Origin of the sequence: Shewanella marisflavi (assembly GCF_002215585.1) — a bacterium.
Classification (GTDB): Bacteria; Pseudomonadota; Gammaproteobacteria; order Enterobacterales; family Shewanellaceae; genus Shewanella; species Shewanella marisflavi.
On record NZ_CP022272.1, the window covers coordinates 2,535,259 to 2,553,957 of the forward strand.

At 48.0% G+C, this 18,699-nt stretch carries 10 protein-coding genes and 1 riboswitch; of the genes, 7 read left to right on the plus strand and 3 right to left on the minus strand.

Annotated features, from left to right (window positions below):
• Window positions 1-272 precede the first annotated feature (272 nt).
• The 7 genes from CFF01_RS11100 (at window position 273) to CFF01_RS11130 (ending at window position 14,036) form a co-directional block, all read left to right on the plus strand.
• Window positions 273-1,337 carry an efflux RND transporter periplasmic adaptor subunit gene (locus tag CFF01_RS11100; protein WP_033539610.1) on the plus strand — a complete coding sequence of 355 codons (1,065 nt, stop codon included), beginning with the start codon at window positions 273-275 and terminating at the stop codon, window positions 1,335-1,337.
• A 14-nt stretch (window positions 1,338-1,351) separates the two neighbouring features.
• Window positions 1,352-4,594 carry an efflux RND transporter permease subunit gene (locus CFF01_RS11105; protein ID WP_088904830.1) on the plus strand — a complete coding sequence of 1,081 codons (3,243 nt, stop codon included), beginning with the start codon at window positions 1,352-1,354 and terminating at the stop codon, window positions 4,592-4,594.
• A 2-nt stretch (window positions 4,595-4,596) separates the two neighbouring features.
• Window positions 4,597-7,644: an efflux RND transporter permease subunit gene (locus CFF01_RS11110; protein ID WP_088904831.1), complete on the plus strand. Its 3,048-nt coding sequence runs from the start codon at window positions 4,597-4,599 to the stop codon at window positions 7,642-7,644.
• A gap of 88 nt (window positions 7,645-7,732) precedes the next feature.
• Complete coding sequence (locus CFF01_RS11115) at window positions 7,733-8,605, plus strand: MBL fold metallo-hydrolase (RefSeq protein ID WP_088904832.1); 873 nt, start codon at window positions 7,733-7,735, stop codon at window positions 8,603-8,605.
• Between the two features lie 314 nt (window positions 8,606-8,919).
• On the plus strand, window positions 8,920-10,290 hold the full coding sequence (locus CFF01_RS11120) for a sigma-54 dependent transcriptional regulator (RefSeq protein WP_088904833.1): 1,371 nt from the start codon (window positions 8,920-8,922) through the stop codon (window positions 10,288-10,290).
• Between the two features lie 34 nt (window positions 10,291-10,324).
• Entirely contained in the window at window positions 10,325-11,113 is a 789-nt protein-coding gene (locus CFF01_RS11125; protein ID WP_088904834.1) for a thioredoxin domain-containing protein, read from the plus strand.
• 535 nt (window positions 11,114-11,648) lie between these two features.
• Window positions 11,649-14,036 (plus strand): hypothetical protein, encoded by a 2,388-nt coding sequence (locus tag CFF01_RS11130; protein ID WP_198387037.1) that lies wholly within the window; start codon window positions 11,649-11,651, stop codon window positions 14,034-14,036.
• A gap of 84 nt (window positions 14,037-14,120) precedes the next feature.
• Here the strand turns inward: CFF01_RS11130 and CFF01_RS11135 are convergent, their stop codons facing one another.
• The 3 genes from CFF01_RS11135 to CFF01_RS11145 form a co-directional block, all read right to left on the minus strand.
• Window positions 14,121-17,168, minus strand: a complete 3,048-nt coding sequence (locus CFF01_RS11135; protein WP_088904835.1) for an Ig-like domain-containing protein — start codon at window positions 17,166-17,168, stop codon at window positions 14,121-14,123.
• A 71-nt stretch (window positions 17,169-17,239) separates the two neighbouring features.
• A riboswitch (cyclic di-GMP riboswitch) is annotated at window positions 17,240-17,324 on the minus strand.
• A 327-nt stretch (window positions 17,325-17,651) separates the two neighbouring features.
• Window positions 17,652-18,371 carry a BUD32 family EKC/KEOPS complex subunit gene (locus tag CFF01_RS11140; protein WP_033539603.1) on the minus strand — a complete coding sequence of 240 codons (720 nt, stop codon included), beginning with the start codon at window positions 18,369-18,371 and terminating at the stop codon, window positions 17,652-17,654.
• Between the two features lie 147 nt (window positions 18,372-18,518).
• Window positions 18,519-18,698 carry a Trm112 family protein gene (locus CFF01_RS11145; protein ID WP_033539602.1) on the minus strand — a complete coding sequence of 60 codons (180 nt, stop codon included), beginning with the start codon at window positions 18,696-18,698 and terminating at the stop codon, window positions 18,519-18,521.
• Window position 18,699 lies beyond the last annotated feature (1 nt).

Consider the following 18,699-nt stretch of genomic DNA (forward strand, 5'->3'; position numbering starts at 1 on the left):
TGCTCACATTCGGCCCGCCAAACAAGAGAGGCTTCGACTAGAATATTAAAGATACATTTTGTATCAAATCCAATTTGCGCTCCCATGGCTAACAGTCATAACTTTAAGTAGTCAAAATCATCACTTGTTAAACATTTTCGCTACAAACCAATTAACAAGTTCATCAACTCAAGGGTTTAGTTGATTCAAGCAATTGAAAAATATAGATTTAAAATTTTGGCACACCTTGTGCTTACTAAGGCTAATTGGATAAATAACATAGGTATCTTCACATGGAATCTTTTTCAAAGTTTAAGTTGGCACTTCCCCTACTATTTGTTGCCGTACTCAGTGCATGTGGCAATGAGGAAACAAAAAAAGAAGAAGAAAAATACGCCGTTCCCGTTGAAACCACGACTGTAATACAAGGTGACGTCTCCTCCTTTTATAGCACTACTGCAACCCTGGAAGCGCCTCAGGAAGCCGATGTCGTTAGCCGTATCGCGGGTCTTATCGAAGAGATTAAGGTTGAAGAAGGGGATCGCGTCACCAAAGGGCAACTGTTAGCCGTGATTGATGCGAAACGCCAACGCTACGACCTGGCGCGCTCTCAAGCCGAAGTGGAGATCATCGAACAAGAACTGAATCGTTTGAAGAAGATGGGTAATAAAGAGTTTATCAGCGCCGACTCCATGGCCAAACTCGAATACAACCTGCAGGCCGCCATCGCCAAACGCGACTTAGCAGCACTGCAAGTAGAGGAAAGCATGGTCCGCTCACCCATCGACGGTGTTGTCGCCAAGCGCTATGTCAAGGCCGGTAACATGGCCAAAGAGTTCGAGCAGCTCTTCTATGTGGTTAACCAAGATGAACTTTACGGCATCGTCCACCTACCAGAAGCACAGCTGCAGAGCCTGCGTTTAGGTCAGGAAGCTGAGCTATATGCCAACAAGCACACCAAAGAGACTGTTCACGCCAAGGTTCTTCGCATCAGTCCGATAGTGGACCCACAAAGTGGTACCTTTAAAGTCACTCTGTCTGTTCCGAACCAAAATGCCCAACTCAAGGCGGGTATGTTTACCCGGGTAGAGTTGAGATACGATACTCATAGCAATGTGATAACCGTTCCCTACAACGCTGTAGTCAATCAAGATAATCAATACGCCCTATATGTCGTCCAAGGTGACAATGCCCTGCGCCGCGAAGTCTCACTAGGTTACCGCGAAGCCGATACCGTTGAAGTCGTGTCTGGATTGGAACCCGGTGAGCAGATAGTGATCCGTGGGCAACAAAACCTCAAAGATCAATCCTTAGTTGAAGTGATCAGCCAACTAGACGTTGCTCGCGCACAACAATAACGGGAACTCAGCTTATGTCGATTATTAATACTTCCGTTAAACGGCCGGTATCCGTGTGGATGTTTATGTTAGCCGTGATCCTGTTTGGCATGGTGGGCTTCTCTCGTCTGGCAGTGAAACTACTGCCGGATCTCAGCTACCCTACCATCACCATACGCACCCAATATGAAGGCGCCGCGCCGGTCGAGGTGGAGCAGCTTGTCTCTAAGCCGATCGAAGAAGCCGCCGGTATCGTTAAAGGCCTGCGTAAGATTAGCTCCATCTCCCGCTCTGGCATGTCCGATGTCGTACTCGAATTTGAATGGGGTACAGACATGGACATGGCGAGCCTAGAGGTCAGGGAAAAGCTAGATACCATTGAGCTGCCGCTGGATGTGAAAAAGCCACTCCTGCTGCGCTTTAACCCTAACCTGGATCCAATCGTCCGTCTGGCGCTCTCCCTACCCGACGCCGATGAACAGTCACTCAAGCAGATGCGTACTTTTGCCGAGGAGGAGCTAAAGCGTCAGCTGGAATCTCTTAGCGGCGTCGCGGCCGTCAGACTCTCTGGCGGTCTGGAGCAAGAAGTACATATTCAACTCAATCAGGAAAAACTGACCCAACTTAACCTTAATGCCGACAAGATCCGTGAGCGAATCGCTGCCGAGAACATCAACCTTTCTGCCGGTAAGGTGGTTCAGGGTGAGAAAGAGTATCTGGTACGTACGCTAAATCAATTTAACTCCTTAGATGAGCTTGGCCAGATCATCGTCTATCGCGACAAGCAAACCCTAGTGCGTCTGTTCGAGGTAGCCGACATCATAGATGCCCACAAGGAACGTAACGATATCACCCGTATCGGCTCGGCGGAATCTATCGAACTGGCCATCTATAAAGAGGGTGATGCCAATACGGTTGCTGTGGCGCGCAAGGTTAGCGCTAAATTAGATGCCCTCAAAAAGCTTAACGAAAAAGCGGAGCTTAAGGTGATCTATGACCAATCCGAATTTATCGAAAGCGCGGTGAGCGAAGTCACCTCGGCAGCACTGATTGGTAGTCTGCTTTCGATGCTGGTGATCTATCTGTTCCTTAGAGACATAGTGCCGACCCTTATCATCTCTATCTCGATTCCGTTCTCCGTGATCGCCACCTTTAATATGATGTATTTTGCCGACATCAGTCTCAATATTATGTCACTGGGTGGTATCGCCCTGGCGGTGGGACTTCTGGTTGATAACGCCATTGTGGTGCTGGAAAACATCGATCGCTGTCGTAAGCTGGGAATGAATAAACTAGACGCCGCGGTAACAGGCACCAAAGAGGTAGCGGGTGCAATCTTTGCCTCGACCATGACGACTCTGGCAGTATTCGTGCCTCTGGTATTTGTCGATGGCGTAGCCGGTGCGCTTTTCTCGGATCAGGCGCTAACGGTAACCTTCGCCCTACTGGCCTCACTACTGGTCGCGCTGACCACGATTCCAATGTTGGCATCGCGCGAAGGCTTTAAGGCGCTGCCCCACCTGGTACAGAAACGTGAAAAACCTGTGCTAGACACTAAAATGGCCAAGGTAAAGCATTACGGCGCAACCGTTTGCTCCTTCCCTTTCGTACTGCTATTTAGTTACTTACCGTCACTACTGCTAACCCTGGCACTGATACTCAGCCGCGCCTTCTCCTGGCTTGCGGGCTTGGTGATGCGCCCAATCAGCTTAGCCTTTAACTGGTTTTATCATCTCCTCGAATACCTGTATCACAAGCTGCTGAGTCAGGCCCTGAAATTTAGCTGGGTAACGCTGGCCATTGCCCTCACCCTCACACTAGGCACCATGAGTTTGATCCCAAGGCTTGGCATGGAGCTTATCCCGCCGATGAACCAGGGTGAGTTCTATGTGGAGGTCCTACTGCCTCCTGGCACGGAAGTGAGCGAGACAGACAGAGTATTACAGAAGCTGGCATTATCTATCAAAGACAGAGAAGATGTTAAACATGCCTACAGCCAAGCCGGTAGCGGCGGGCTAATGACTTCAGATACCTCTCGCGGCGGTGAAAACTGGGGACGTCTGCAAGTGGTACTGGCCGACCACCAAGCCTTTAATGAGGTCACCCAGGTGCTGCGCACCACAGCGATGCGTATCCCTGAGTTAGAAGCCAAAATTCAACATCCTGAGCTGTTTAGCTTCAAGACGCCACTGGAGATAGAGGTGATTGGCTATGACTTAGCTCAGCTCAAGCAGACCGCAGATAACCTTATCAGCGCGCTGTCTGACTCGGATCGTTTCGCCGACCTTAACACCAGCCTGCGTGACGGTCAACCAGAGCTTAGTATCCGCTTCGACCACGCTCGCCTGGCTGCCTTGGGTATGGACGCACCGACGGTTGCTAACCGTATCGCCCAGCGCATCGGCGGCACAGTCGCCAGTCAGTACACTGTCCGTGACAGAAAGATCGACATCCTGGTACGTAGCGAACTAGAGGAGCGTGACCAGATCAGCGATATCGATTCGATGATCATCAACCCCAACAGCAATCAGCCGATCCCGCTGAGCGCCGTTGCCGATGTGTCTTTGAATCTGGGGCCCTCAGCCATCAACCGTATCAGCCAGCAACGAGTAGCTATTGTCTCGGCTAACCTTGCCTATGGCGATCTCAACGATGCAGTAGTTGAGGCCAGAAGCATCATAGATCAGCAAAACCTACCAAGCTCGATTCAGGTACGTTTTGGCGGACAAAATGAGGAGATGGAACACTCCTTCCAGTCACTGCAAATCGCTTTAGTATTGGCAGTATTTCTGGTCTACCTCGTTATGGCCAGTCAGTTTGAGTCGCTCATTCATCCCCTGCTTATTCTTATCGCCGTACCTATGGCGGTCGGTGGCAGTATCTTTGGCCTGTTCATCACCCAAACTCACCTGAGCGTTGTGGTGTTTATAGGTCTTATCATGCTGGCAGGCATAGTGGTGAACAACGCTATCGTTTTGGTGGATCGCATCAATCAGTTGCGTCAACAGGGCATCGCTAAGCTAACGGCCATCGAAGAAGCCGCGAGATCCCGCCTGCGCCCCATCATCATGACCACAATGACGACAGCCTTAGGTTTGGCACCTATGGCACTAGGCTTAGGCGATGGTAGCGAGGTACGTGCACCTATGGCGATCACCGTTATCTTCGGTCTGTCTCTGGCAACCCTGCTAACACTCGTGGTGATCCCGGCGCTCTACGCCCTGTTTGACCGCAAGGCATTTGATGTACCTGCCGAAGTCGCTCAAAAGGGAGAATGAGTATGAATATCACTCGTTTAGCCATCAGTCGGCCTGTGACCACCAGCATGTTCTTCGTCGCTATCTTGCTCTTTGGCTTAGCATCGAGTCGTCTGCTGCCTCTGGAGATGTTTCCTGGCATCGAGATGCCCCAGGTGATGATAGAAGTGCCCTACAAGGGCTCTACTCCCGCCGAAGTAGAGCGGGAGATCACCAATGTGCTAGAAGAGTCCCTCGCCACCATGGGAGGGATCGAAGAGCTGAGATCGCGCTCATCGCAAAATGGCGCCGAAATTGAACTCAGGATGAAGTGGGGCGAAAACGTCTCCACCAAGAGTCTGGAAGCCAGGGAAAAGGTGGATGCCGTGCGTCACCTGTTGCCTAAAGATGTGGAACGCGTCTTTATCCGCCAGTTCTCTACCGCTGATATGCCGGTACTGACCATACGTATCTCTAGCGAGCGGGAACTCTCTGGTGCCTTTGACCTACTGGACAAGCAGCTTAAGAAGCCGCTTGAGCGAGTCGAAGGGGTCTCTCAGGTGAGTCTTTATGGCGTTGAACAAAAGCAGATTGAGATACGACTCGATGCCGATAAACTCAGCGCTACCGGCGTAAGCAGCACGGCATTACAACAACGTCTGAGCCAGGAAAACTTTATCGTCAGCGCCGGTACACTCAGGGCCAACACTAGGGTGTATCAAGTATCGCCTAAGGGCGAGTTTCGCGACCTTGATGATATCTCAGCCTTAGTGTTGATCCCTGGCGTGACCTTAGGGGACGTCGCCTCGATTCGCTACGCCCTGCCTGAGCGCCTGGACGGTCGTCATCTGGATCAGAAATATGCCGTCGGTCTGGATGTATTTAAGGAATCCGGTGCCAATCTGGTCGATGTATCTGAACGGGTACTCAAGGTTATCGAAGCGGCTAAGCAAGATCAGCAGTTCAACGGCATCAAGCTGTTTATCATGGAAGATCAGGCCTATGGGGTTAAATCTTCCCTATCGGATCTGCTGACCGCAGGCTTAATCGGCGCCCTGCTCTCATTTGCTGTGCTGTATCTGTTTCTGCGCAACCTCAAGATGACACTTGTGGTGGTTTCCTCTGTGCCCATCTCACTGTGTATGACACTGGCGGGCATGTACTTCTTAGGCTATAGCCTGAACATTCTCTCGATGATGGGCTTGCTGCTGGCAGTGGGGATGCTGATCGACAATGCAGTGGTGGTAAGTGAAAGTGTGTTGCAGGAAAAACAACATCAGGGCAAAGCATCGACCTCTCAAGCTGTGCTCACCGGGGTTAACAAGGTTGCTCTGGCGGTACTGGCTGGGACGCTCACTACGGCTATCGTGTTCCTGCCCAATATCTTTGGGGTAAAGGTGGAGCTGACCATCTTCCTGGAACATGTCGCCATTGCGATCTGTATCTCGCTGGCGGCGTCACTCTTGGTCGCCAAGACGCTGATCCCCTTGATGTTAAGCAAGCTGCATTTTGAGATTGAGACCGACCCTAAGCCAAGCAAACTGCAATCTTTTTATGAGCGCAGCCTTGCATGGATCTTGTGCAGACCCAAGCGTTCAGGCGTGATTGCCGTGATCATCTTGGCATCGACTGCCCTACCACTGAGCATGGTGCAGCAAGACCAAAACGATGGTGAGGGGAACAACCGCCTCTACATCAACTATCAGGTAGAGGGACGCCACAGTCTGGATGTAACCGAGGCGATGATCAACCGCATGGAAGATTACCTCTATGCCAATAAAGAGGAGTTCTATATCGACTCAGTCTACAGCTACTTCTCTGCTGACCGAGGTCAATCGACCCTGCTATTGCAAGAAGATGCCGACATAGATATCAAGGCGCTGAAACGCAAGATACGTGAAGGCTTTCCTAAGTTCTCCATCGCCAAGCCACAGTTTGGTTGGGGCAATGATAACAATGGCATTCGCGTAACCTTAACTGGCCGATCAACTAGCGAACTGATCACCATCAGCGAACAAGTGGTTCCTTTGTTGGCCAAGATTGAAGGCCTTAGCGATGTGCGTTCAGAGCTCAACAGCACGCAGCAAGAAGTGATAATCGAGCTGGATCGCACTATGGCAGCGAGACTTGATTTAAGCCTCAGCGAGCTGGCGCGTAATGTCTCTATGGCGCTTCGCGGCTCACCACTACGCTCTTTTAGACACGATCCAAGCGGTGAACTTCGCATCGAGTTAGCCTACGATAAGAAGTGGCGCGAATCTTTGGAAAAGCTCAAAGAGCTGCCAATCGTCCGTCAGGGCAGTCGCGTCTATACACTTCAGAGCCTGGCCGAGATCTCGATTCGTCCACGATTTGACACTATCCGCCACTACGATCGTCAAACCGCGCTCTCTATTGGCGCTAACTTAGATGAGATGACCACTGAAGCGGCGCAAAAAGCGATAAAGCAGGTGATGGATACCGTACAGTTCCAACCTGGCTATGGTTACTCGCTACGTGGCGGTTTCCAGCGCCAGGACGAAGATCAGGCCATCATGGCGACCAATATGATCTTGGCTATCGCCATGATCTATATCGTCATGGCTGCCCTGTTTGAATCTTTGCTGCTGCCAACGGCCATCATTACCTCTATCCTATTTTCCATTACCGGAGTTTTCTGGGCACTGTTACTGACAGGCACGTCAATGTCTATCATGGCAATGATTGGGATTCTGATCTTAATGGGCATAGTGGTTAATAACGGGATAGTCTTGGTGGATCAGATAAACCAGAAAACACCTGAACTGGATCGCCTCTCCGATACCATACGCCAAGTGTGTATTACACGTTTACGTCCGGTATTGATGACGGTTGGTACCACAGTATTGGGACTTATTCCGCTCGCCATGGGAGATACCCAAATCGGTGGCGGCGGTCCCCCTTATGCGCCTATGGCAATTGCCATCATAGGTGGCTTAAGCTTCTCGACGCTTACCAGTCTCTATCTGGTGCCGCTCTGTTATCAAGCACTTTATCGTATGCGCCATCAGGCAGCGATAAAACTTGGCAACGCCGATCAGTTTACCCGCCGTATCATGCCGTGGGCGCACTAAAACTTAAGGAAAAGAAAAGGCTGCTTCTTGCAGCCTTTTTAATATGCAACTATATAAACTGATTCAACAAATATAAAAAGGCTCCCCAATGAATAGCATGGCTCGCTTCACTCTAACCAGCTTACTGCTTTACTGTGTAAGCATTAGCTACACTGCCGCTGAGGATAAATTTGCACAGGTAAAAATCTCAGCCACCAAGTTAACCGAGCATATCTATATGCTTAGCGGTGCTGGCGGCAATATCGGTGTGTCCGCCGGCGAGGATGGTGTACTTATCATAGATGATCAATTTGCCCCTTTAGCCGACAAAATTAGTGCGGCGCTGGCCAATATTCAAACTGGCAAACCCAAATATATCGTCAATACCCACTATCATGGGGATCATACTGGCGGCAATGGTTTCTTCGGACAAACTGGCGCCATATTCGCCCACGATAATGTACTTAAGCGATTAGCCAGCGACGAAAATTTTTCACCCGAGGCGCTACCAAGCATCACCTATGAACAAGGGATCAAGATCCATTTTAACCGCGATACCCTGCACCTAGTACATCTGGGCGCTGCCCATACCGATGGCGACAGTGTCGTGTTTTGGCGCAACGCACCTGTGGTGCATATGGGCGATCTCTTCTTTAAAGACAGATTCCCCTATATCGACCTGAAGGCAGGAGGCTCTGTGCTCGGCTATCGAGACAGTGTTGCCACCATATTAGCCAGGGTCGATGAAGATACTAAAATCATACCTGGCCATGGCGATCTCGCCACAAAACAAGACCTTATTCGTTTCAAAAAGATGCTAGATCTGTCTATCGACTGGATGATGCAGCAACTTAAAGCCAAAAAGTCTCTCAACGAGATAAAACAGCAGGGATTACCCGAAGCACTACAGGGGTGGGGCTGGAAATTTATCTCACAAGAAACCTGGATAGACACTCTCTATAACGGCCTAAGTGAGCAATAACGACAATGAGGAGACTTTGTCTCCTCATTTTTTGGCGAATGCTGTCATTACTGGCTAACTCATATCACTCAAAAAGTCATTTTATAGCCAGACACTCAAAGGGTTAGCAAGTAGCATATCATTCAACTGAATTGACTAAATTCATGAAAGAAAATCCCGCCCATTGTTCGACCTTCAAACAGCCTTTTTAAAGACTCAGTAAAATCACAATTAGAAACACTACCAACTTGCATTACTCCCTAGCTATCCTAAAATTTAAACATCCTTCATAGCAAATGCATTGGCTGTCTTGGGGCCCTCGCTGAGGATTGACTGTGAGTAATCGCAATAGGAATTTGGCTCACAAGGAACGTAACATATTGGTATTAAACCTTACGGACGAAAGGTGTTTTACCAATAAACAAACTGACTCATCCCAGTGGCAATTTAACCTTGCTTGCACCTTAGAGTGCGCTTACCAAACATTGCAACACACCCCCTGCCAGGTTGCGATAGCCGTCATAGACTCTGCCCATCAACAGGTTGTCTTACGCGCTGTAGAGTTACTGTCAGCGCGTCAGCCTGACCTATTATGGGTGGCGCTTTCCGTAGACTGCCCCAAGAAAATGAAGGAGCTCTGCTTCTGTTTTACAGACTACTTTTTAGATCTACACCACCTGCCTATTGACTGGCCACGACTCGAACATACCTTAGGTCACCTCTATGGCATGGCGAAAATAAATGAGCAATGGAGTCAAAAGCACCCTTCCAATAAGCCCGCATCCTTTTTCTTTGGTAAATCCGAAGCAATGCAAAGCTTGCGCGACACCCTCTATAAAGTTGCCAAATCCGACGAAACTGTGCTTATCGGTGGTGAAACAGGCACCGGCAAGGGGCTATGTGCTAACTTGATCCACTCGCTATCTGGACGTAAAAACGGTCCTTTTATCACCGTAAATTGCGGCGCCCTGCCCCCAACGCTTATCCACTCGGAGCTATTTGGCCATGAAAAAGGCGCCTTCACCGGGGCCGACAGACAATACATAGGCCGAATTGAGCGCGCCGATAAAGGCACGCTATTTTTAGATGAAATAGGCGATCTCTCTCTAGAGTTACAGATCAATCTTCTGCATTTTCTTGAGGAACATTACATCGAGCGGATCGGTGGCCAAAGCACAACCGACGTAGACTGTCGCATCATCTTTGCCACTCATGTTAATCTAGAGAATGCCATTGAAGAAGGCAGATTTAGAGAAGATCTTTACTATAGAATCAATATCATACAAATAGAAATTCCCAGTCTAAGGCAACATAAAATTGACATTCCCCTGCTTGCCGAGGATTTTTTGGCCAGATTGGCCCCCCCCAACCGTCGAGTTGCGTTTAACCAAGATGCCTTACAAGCCATGACCCAATACCAATGGCCTGGTAATGTGCGTGAGCTTAAAAACCGTATCCAGCGAGCCATCATCATGGCCGAAAGTGATGTGATCACCGAAGCCGATCTTGGCATTAAATTGGCCTGCCCGGCTAACGATGAGTCAGACGTAGTCGATTTTGCTAAACACAGAACCGAAATTGACACAGAACTGCTACTGGCTGCTATTAAGCGTAATCATCACAATATCTCAGCAGCCGCCCGTGAACTCAATATCTCCCGAACGACTTTCTATCGCCTCATCAAGAAGTGCAAGATAACGCTATAGCTAAGTTTAAGTGGCACAAACAGAGGATCGACTTATGCCATCAATTCAATCGACAGTAATTGTCTGCCTGTCCTTGCTCTTCCTCAGCACTGGATGTCAGCAAAAAGAGGATGAGAAAGTGCATCAGGAACTCGCCTATCTTAAACAAGAAGTCGGTCAGCTTAAGCAGCAAGTAGCCATTATGAGCAGCCAGGTTAAAGAGATACATGCCATTGCCATGCAGAGCCAACAGCCACAACACAAAACCCTACCCAACCAGAATGATCCTGATGAGCAAGGCAAATTACCCTCATTAGGCGCAGCAACGGCACAAGTAGCTATCGTCGAATTTTCAGATTACCAATGCCCTTACTGTAAACGTTATATAGACAATACCTTCGCAAAAATAAAAGCCAACTATATCGATAAAGGTAAGCTGAAATATATCACCAGAGATTTCCCACTGGGCTTTCACCCCAAAGCCAAAGGCGCCGCTATTGCCGCAAATTGCGCCCAACAACAAGAAGCTTATTGGCCAATGCGCGAGGCCTTGTTTCAAAATATGCGTCAATTGGGCGACAAACTCTATCAAGACACGGCGATGCAACTCTCACTGGACATGACCAAGTTCGCCACTTGCCTCGAAGATCAAACCATCCTGGCTAAGATAGAACAGGATATCGTTTATGGCTCATCGATAGGCGTTCGTGGTACGCCAAGCTTCCTCATAGGTAAACTTGAAAACAATCGACTCATAGAGCCCAAGTTAGTGGTTGGAGCACAAAGCTATGACACTTTTAAAGCGGTGATCGACGCCTTAGAAAAACCGACCCAGACCAATTAACGGAACTAACTCGACTAACTCAACGAACTTAACCCTTAATTAAGCTAACTAACTCAAATCTGGCGCCGCAAAGCACTTTATAAAGGCATTTATCTTGTATCACTTGACGGCGCTTTACCTTCCTCACCCAGCACCATTTTTTCAATAACACCATAAGTTTGGCCAATCATTAAAATCTCATCTTTAGCAAGCGTCATGTCCACGTTTCGTTTGGACAACGCACAGTGTTACACATATGTAACACCCCACCTAATCCAATCGCCCTAAAAGCAAAGTAATCCGCTATTTATCAAAAACTTATCTTTCTGGCCCAATGCTTGCTCTTATTAGGCCATCTATTTGGACGCTGCACCATGAGGCACTGTTTTATTCGCCATCAATGCAGCCACTAAAAGCGGCATACGCCGAAATAGTAGTAATAACCTAGCAACAACGAATAGGCACTTAGTCGAAATTGATCCCAATTTCAACGACGTAAAGTGATGAACTAACAAGACGTTTTATCCATATTAACTTGTTAATAAAGGTCAATATTATGAAACGATTTAAATCTAACCGGCTTGTCAGGGCATTGGGTATCGCCCTCATAAGCAGCGCCAGTCTATATGGCGCTACCACCTCGACCGCTAATGCAGACCTTTTCCCTGGATTAGAACGGGAATATTGTATGGCAAATGCCTATCTGGCAGAGGACTCACGTAATTCTCTACCCCAGGACTCCTTAAACTGTACCGCCAATGATGTGGAAATCACTGAGGTAACTAATCCAAGTCTAAAAGAGTGTACACCAGGTGATATCATCACCTTCACTGCAGATATAAAGGTGAGAACCAACGCTAACGAGCGTTATGACACCACCTTCTACCTACCATTGACCGATCAGAGCCCTCAGGATGTTTCCGTGCAGCTCTCCAATGATGAAAACATCAATGGCTTAACTTATCCCTTCTATTGCAGCCTGTTATTACCTATGGCTAGCGACGCACTACCTGAACAGACTTATTCCAACCTTGATTTCGATGCATGTGGTGATATCACGAAAAAGTGGGGTAATGATACCTATGAGTTAAAAGAGCAAAGCATCACTATGCTGTGTATCGACGAAGACGATAACAACGAAGCAGACTTTCACTACTGCGCCGCTTGGGATAACCAAGAACGAGACAATTGTACTGTAGATCGCGACCCAGTCCCTGGCCAAGTACCAAACACCAAATCTAAGTGTAATTGTGCCACCCTTAATGTTCCTATCCTGATTAAGGCACCAACTGTTGAAAAAACACTGATTGGTACCAATACCCATGACGAACCCGGTGGGGTCTACGAGTTCTCATTAAGCTTAACCAACCCCAATAAATTATCTTCTCTATTCATCGCTTCACTTAGCGATGAGATTGACATAGGTGCCGATGGTAACTACGACAAATCCATTGACTTATGGGGACCTACAGAACCTGTGGGAACTGACGACGGTATTTACCTAGTCTTTAGCAACTGTGAGAAACCTGTAGATCCGGAAACAAGGTTTGAGATTGCCCCAAGTGCAACTTACAGCTGTACTTTCAAGGTACACATTGTCGACACAGATCTGCCAGATCTCCCTGATACTCCAACGGAACTCTACAATGACGTTATCAAATTAGCATTGGAAAAAAGAAATGAGTCTCCAGTTTTAGACGGCGTAAGCTGTTCTAGTGTTGGTGTTTCAGCGGTAGATGGCGAACACTGCTCTAACATAAAACAGGTGCAGGTAACAAATAAATCACCAGTCATTAAAGTAACGAAAACTCCCTACCCAACTCAGGTTCCGGAGTCTGGCGGTGATGTTGAATATACCGTTACTGTAGAGCTTATCGCTCCAACCGGTACTTGGGATTCCCCTATGAAACTAACCTATCTAAACGATGATAAGTTTAACAATGTCTTCGGCATTTCCGGTACTGATTGCACCATAAATACTATGATTTACCTTGGTGTTCCTTACACTTGCCATTTCACAGGGCACATTGATGCCACTAATGACCCATCCCACAAGAATGAAGTGACGGCTTGGGCGTATGACAATGAAAACACCAAAGCTGTAGCGAGTGGGTCAGCAACTGTGCTCATCAGTAATATTCCATCCTCCATCACCCTTGAGAAAACCGCTAATCCAACCTCAGTTCCTGAAACTGGAGATGACCTTAGCGTATTCAGAAAAGTGAACTACACCTTCAAGTTCAGTGTTGATGATATGGTAAATGGCCAAACCACTGTTGATCCAGTCACATTCAGTAGCCTGACAGATGACGTTTTCTTAGACCTCACTGACAAATGTAAGGTAGATACTAGAAATGGAAATCCAATTCCCGAAGAACCGCTATTAGGATTTGTCCTACTACCCGGTGAGAGCGCAAGTTGTACCGTCGAGGGTTTGGACGTGCAAGGTAATTTCGGAGATACCCACACTAACGAAGCGACTATCAAAGGTAAAGACGAAGATGGTCAAGATGTAATGGCTATGGATACCGCGGATGTAACCTTCATCAAATCTGAAGGTAAAGTTAAACTCGACTTTGCAGCCAGTATGCTTGTGGTTGTCCGTATGACCAACGATGACATATTTAATGCAACACTAACAGGTATGACAGTTGGTGGAAAAGATGTCTTTACTGAAGAAGCTCTAATCGGTTCATTCAGGCTGTTGAACAACGGTGGTGATTTTGATATGACTCCTTATGGCGATTGTGTAAAAGATCACCCCTTCGGTTACCTAGGTGCAATCGATGACTTTTACGAGTGTGCCTTTACCATTGAATTTGAGCCGGGCTTGGAAAATAAAGATGCAATTGGCTTATTGCAGGATATTATCGTCACACTAACTAACAGTCGCGGCGATACTTTCAATGCATCAGTCACTGTTAAAGTAGAAACTCAAGAATAAGGTTTGTATCTTCAACTTGTTGATATAATAAAAATAAAGCAAAAGCCAAGGGTATTGCCCTTGGCTTTTTATTATGAGTATAGTTTATTTTTTACCATTACCTTTACCACCGGTACCACCACCGCTTTGACCTATGGTCACTGACGCCGTCGCGGTTAACTCACCGTCGCTGATAGTATAGCTAAAGCTATCACTCCCCTTGAAACGCTTACCCGGTGTATATTGCACACGGCCATCGGCCAGCAAGGTTACGCTACCTTTGCTACCTTGAGTCACGCTAACCAGAGTTAAGGTATCACCTTCAGGGTCACTGTCATTGCTCAGCACCGCGATGATGACTGATGAACCGCTAGATACAGATGCACTGTCGTTTACCGCAACCGGTGCTGTATTCGCTTGCTGAGCCACCTTGTACTGTGCCTGTGCGCTTGCTTGATATTGATTGTCGCTCTTGTCTGCCGCGCTAAAGCCCAGACCATAGGCACCTGCGGTCGCAGACTGCGCAGAGCTAACACTCACCACGACACTCGTACTTTGACCACTTGCTAGGCTAACGGTCGCCCCGTTGGCGTTCCAGCCCTGAGGTACGGTTGCGCTGATCGCAAACACGGCATCGGCACAGCTGTCTGCATTCTGGTTTGTCACTGTCACTGTATAGGGAACCAGGCTACCCGCATCATATTCGCCTGCGCCACCGCTCACGCTGACACTTGGTTGAGCTAGAGTGCATTGCTTGGCAGGATCAAGAACCGTATAGCTGGCATTCGCACTGCTTTGTAGTCCCGCATTTTGACCATTGCTAGCAATCAGGTTGAAATCAAATTGTCCATCGGCTGCGCTTAGGCTAGAAGTCACCGTTAGGCTGACGTTCTGGCTTTGGCCAGGAGCAAGATTCACCATAGTCGCAGTTGCCGACCAACCCGCAGGCACATTGGCAGCCAGATTAAAGTCGCTCACATCACAGCTATCACTGTCTAGATTAGTCACTATGCCTTGGTAAACCACGCCTGTACCAGGTGCAACCTCACCGCTGCTGTTGTTGGTCAGTACGAACTGAGGTGCTGCTAACACACACTGTGCAACTGGAGCCTGAACAACATAGCTAACCAGTCCGGTAGCCACTAGATTGCTATCTTGTGCATTTTGCGCAGTGACATCTAGGTCATAGAAACCGTCGTTGGCATCACCGCTCGAAACGACACTAAAGCTCACATTGGCTGTAGCGCCGGGTGCCAGGCTTAGGCTTGCACTGCTGGCACTCCAATTAGCGGGTACCTGAACGCTAACACTAAACTGAGAATCACCGCACTCTAAGCTATCGTTGTTTGTTACTGTTGCGCTGTAAGTAACGGCTGTACCTGGTGCAACCCAATCACTGTTTTGTGAAAGCGCAAGTGTAGGATTAGCCTGTACACATGTGCCACCTGAATAAGACACGGTAACTTCAGCCCCAGAGCGATCTGCTGATTCAGTGGTTATCGTCACACCAGCGTCATTATCTGTATAGCTATAACCAGCTTTCAATCCAGCATCATCCAAATCTGCAACGCTACTTTGTGGAGTCATATCAAGTATCAAACTACTATCTATTCCCGTCTTACTGCTATTTAGATGCACTAACACCCCTTCGGTCACAGCCTTTCCTGATAAGTAACTGTCGAAACCTACTGCTTGACGATACTCAAGGTAATACCATAGTGGCTCACCACTCAGGCTATCGGTACCGCGACGCACCTTTAATCCTTTAGCGCCACCTTGTGACTCACCCACTAATGGCTCAAGACGATAAGTACCATCTACATTAACCGTTACAATCTCGCCACTTGACTCACTCAGCCAGCCTAAACGTGCCTTATTAAACACATTGAAGTGGCCTTGAGAATCACCCATCACATCCAGTTTGTCACCATATGTAATATCCACGCACGTGTTACTAAGATATCCACTACCACAACTCATTTCTTTGGCATGTCGTAATCCTAGGTTATGACCTAACTCATGGCCGATCGTTTCTAAATTTAACTCACCATTGATCCAAGCACGCGAAGGATTCCCCCCTAATGTACCTTGTCCTAACCAACCACAGCCTTCCATTTTTGGCATCATGTAAACCAAGCGCTGATACTGGCTCAAATCGATACCGCTATCGCGGGCCGCCTGCTGCGCATAACTATCCATACCATAGTAATCACAAGTGCTGTTGATTGGCAGCGTTAAATAACCTTTAACATCGCCGCTTAACCAAGTCTGACCGTATGAAGCCTCAAGATAGAAATCATTTACCTTGCCAAATACCATCTGTTGTACTTCGGCTGGTGTCCAAGGTTGTTGAGGATTGTCCTGGAAATTAAGCAATAGCACTAAAATGCGCTGTTCACCCGTGGTATTTGCAAGAGAAAGCGCCGCACCGGTACCGGAAGAAGAAACTGTGTTGCCATCGGTTAAAGCGAGCACTTCGAGATCGCCAATTAAGGCATCGCCAGCCTCATCGCCGCCAAATAGCCAACCTTCTGCACGAACCTTTGCTCCGGGTTGTAATTGATTTGCCTGTGCCTTTGAACTGCCCGAAGCCAAGAAAAATTTAATTAGACCAGTTTCGGTACGCACCATGTACTGCAGACGATGTTCACCTGCGTCATCAAAATCTTCATAGACCATTTCCAGCTCACCGCTGATCGTCTTTTTCTGGGCTAGTTTGGCCTGGATCTCGGCGGGCATGCCACGACGCTTTGCCATAGGCAATACAGAAGAGACGACGCTATAAGGATCGAGTGTTAGAAGAGCCTGCTGTTCTACTTGTCTAGCCGCCACCAGCGCTTCAAGTTGCTGGTAAAGCGCCGCGTCAGAAGCATGAGATGCACCTTCATTTGACTTAGTGGCGTTCAGGAATTGTGCAGCAGCTGCTGATAGTTGTAGCGTCTGAGTTTCAAGCTCCGCCTTATGAGTCAGACGTGCCTGTTGCTTGGCTTCACGTTTAGCTTGAGCCGCCGCAGAGGTTTGCTCACCATGAGTGCCTGCATGCACTGGCATGATAGCCGACGCCGACAACAGGCCTGCGCCCAAAAGGCCCAAACCAAAGGTTTTTAGGAAAGTAGAATCGGTACGCGCAGCGGCGCAATGAACTGAACTCATAGCTAGGGCCTCTCAAAGTCAACATCACTTCGAAAGCTCCCAGTACAAGTACAGGGCTCTATCAACGCTCATTCGGTAACCCAGCCACCCTTTGCTATGCAATTAGGGCCTGTGGCTTTGCGTACATTAATTTCTTAATGCTTGCCGTTTCGAGAGTGCTTTCGAAAAAACCTTCTGGGCCGTGAAGCCCAGAGAACACGGGCATTCTAGCAAGTTGATTAGGTTTAACTCAACCAAAAAATGATTATTTTTTAACCAATTTTTAAAACCTCATGAAAATCAACGCACAATGAATGTATAAATGCCACACAGGCTGACGCAACCAGAATAAACATTGGTGCGGCGCCACCGATAAAGGATGTTTCACCACAAATTAAGCTAAACCCGATATTTTGAACCAAGAAAGACTAAAAAGAAGAAATCACCTCGAAACACCAGTGACTATTTTGGCGCCTCGAAGCGGAACAGATAAGAAATGATGAACTAAGCGATATCTTTAAAATGTTTTAATAACCAATAGACTGGACGAAGATCTTTACCACCAATGGACTTTAGCGGTGCGATGAGATAATTCAACCACTGCCACTTTAACATCTGCTGCTGAGATTCCTGCCAGAGTGATTCGCCACCAGCGTTGCGATAGGCGGCAATCACAGGCTCGGCGATCTCTGGGTGGGGACCAATATAACGATAGAGGCTGTGAATATAGACTAAAAGATCTCTGATCTGTTGCTGATGCATATCGCTGTCTTTCTGATTTGCCTCGAAATCGATAAACGCCACCTGCCCATCATCCCAACAAATATCGCGCAGCGCGGGTCTACCGTGCGCTAACCCTTTCAAATGCAGCTGTGCTAGGCCTGCGGCGCTATCTTTTAATATCTGTAATTTCTCGGCCTCAGAAACATCTGCATTCAACCAGCGATTCACCGGCATGCCCACATCGGCCACCACCAAAAAATCCTCGCCGCTTGCAACCAATTCAGGCACAGGAGCACCTTGTTGTGCAAGTTTAGCCAGGGTGGCGATTTCAAGCTGTAACGAAGCGTGGGGCTGTGCCTTGAGCAAACGCATGGCGCCAGTTAGGTGCTCAGCCTGCTTAAGCCAATATTTATGCCCTTGATGTTCGAAACTGACTACTCGTACACCTTGATTTTCCGCTAACAATTTTTCAATCACGCTTTGAAGGCTAGTAACAGTCACACAAGGTACTCCGATAAAAATGAACAGGGATTATCAGTGCTGGCGGAGGCAAAAGCAATATTTGGGGCAACGGACGTGGGTTCTGTGAGCAATTGGGGGGATAAAATGAAAGAGACGCGCCTGTCATCACGCGTCTCAATAAAAGGATTAAGCTTCTTCAGTCCAAGGTGTTGCCTTGGTTTCCAACAGCACAGGGATCCCTTCATTAATGGCATAGGCTAAACGGTCAGCCTTACAGATAAGCTGTTGATTAGCTTTGTCATACTCAAGCTTACCCTTACACACTGGGCAGGCTACTATCTCTAAAAGTTTCTTATCAAACGCCATG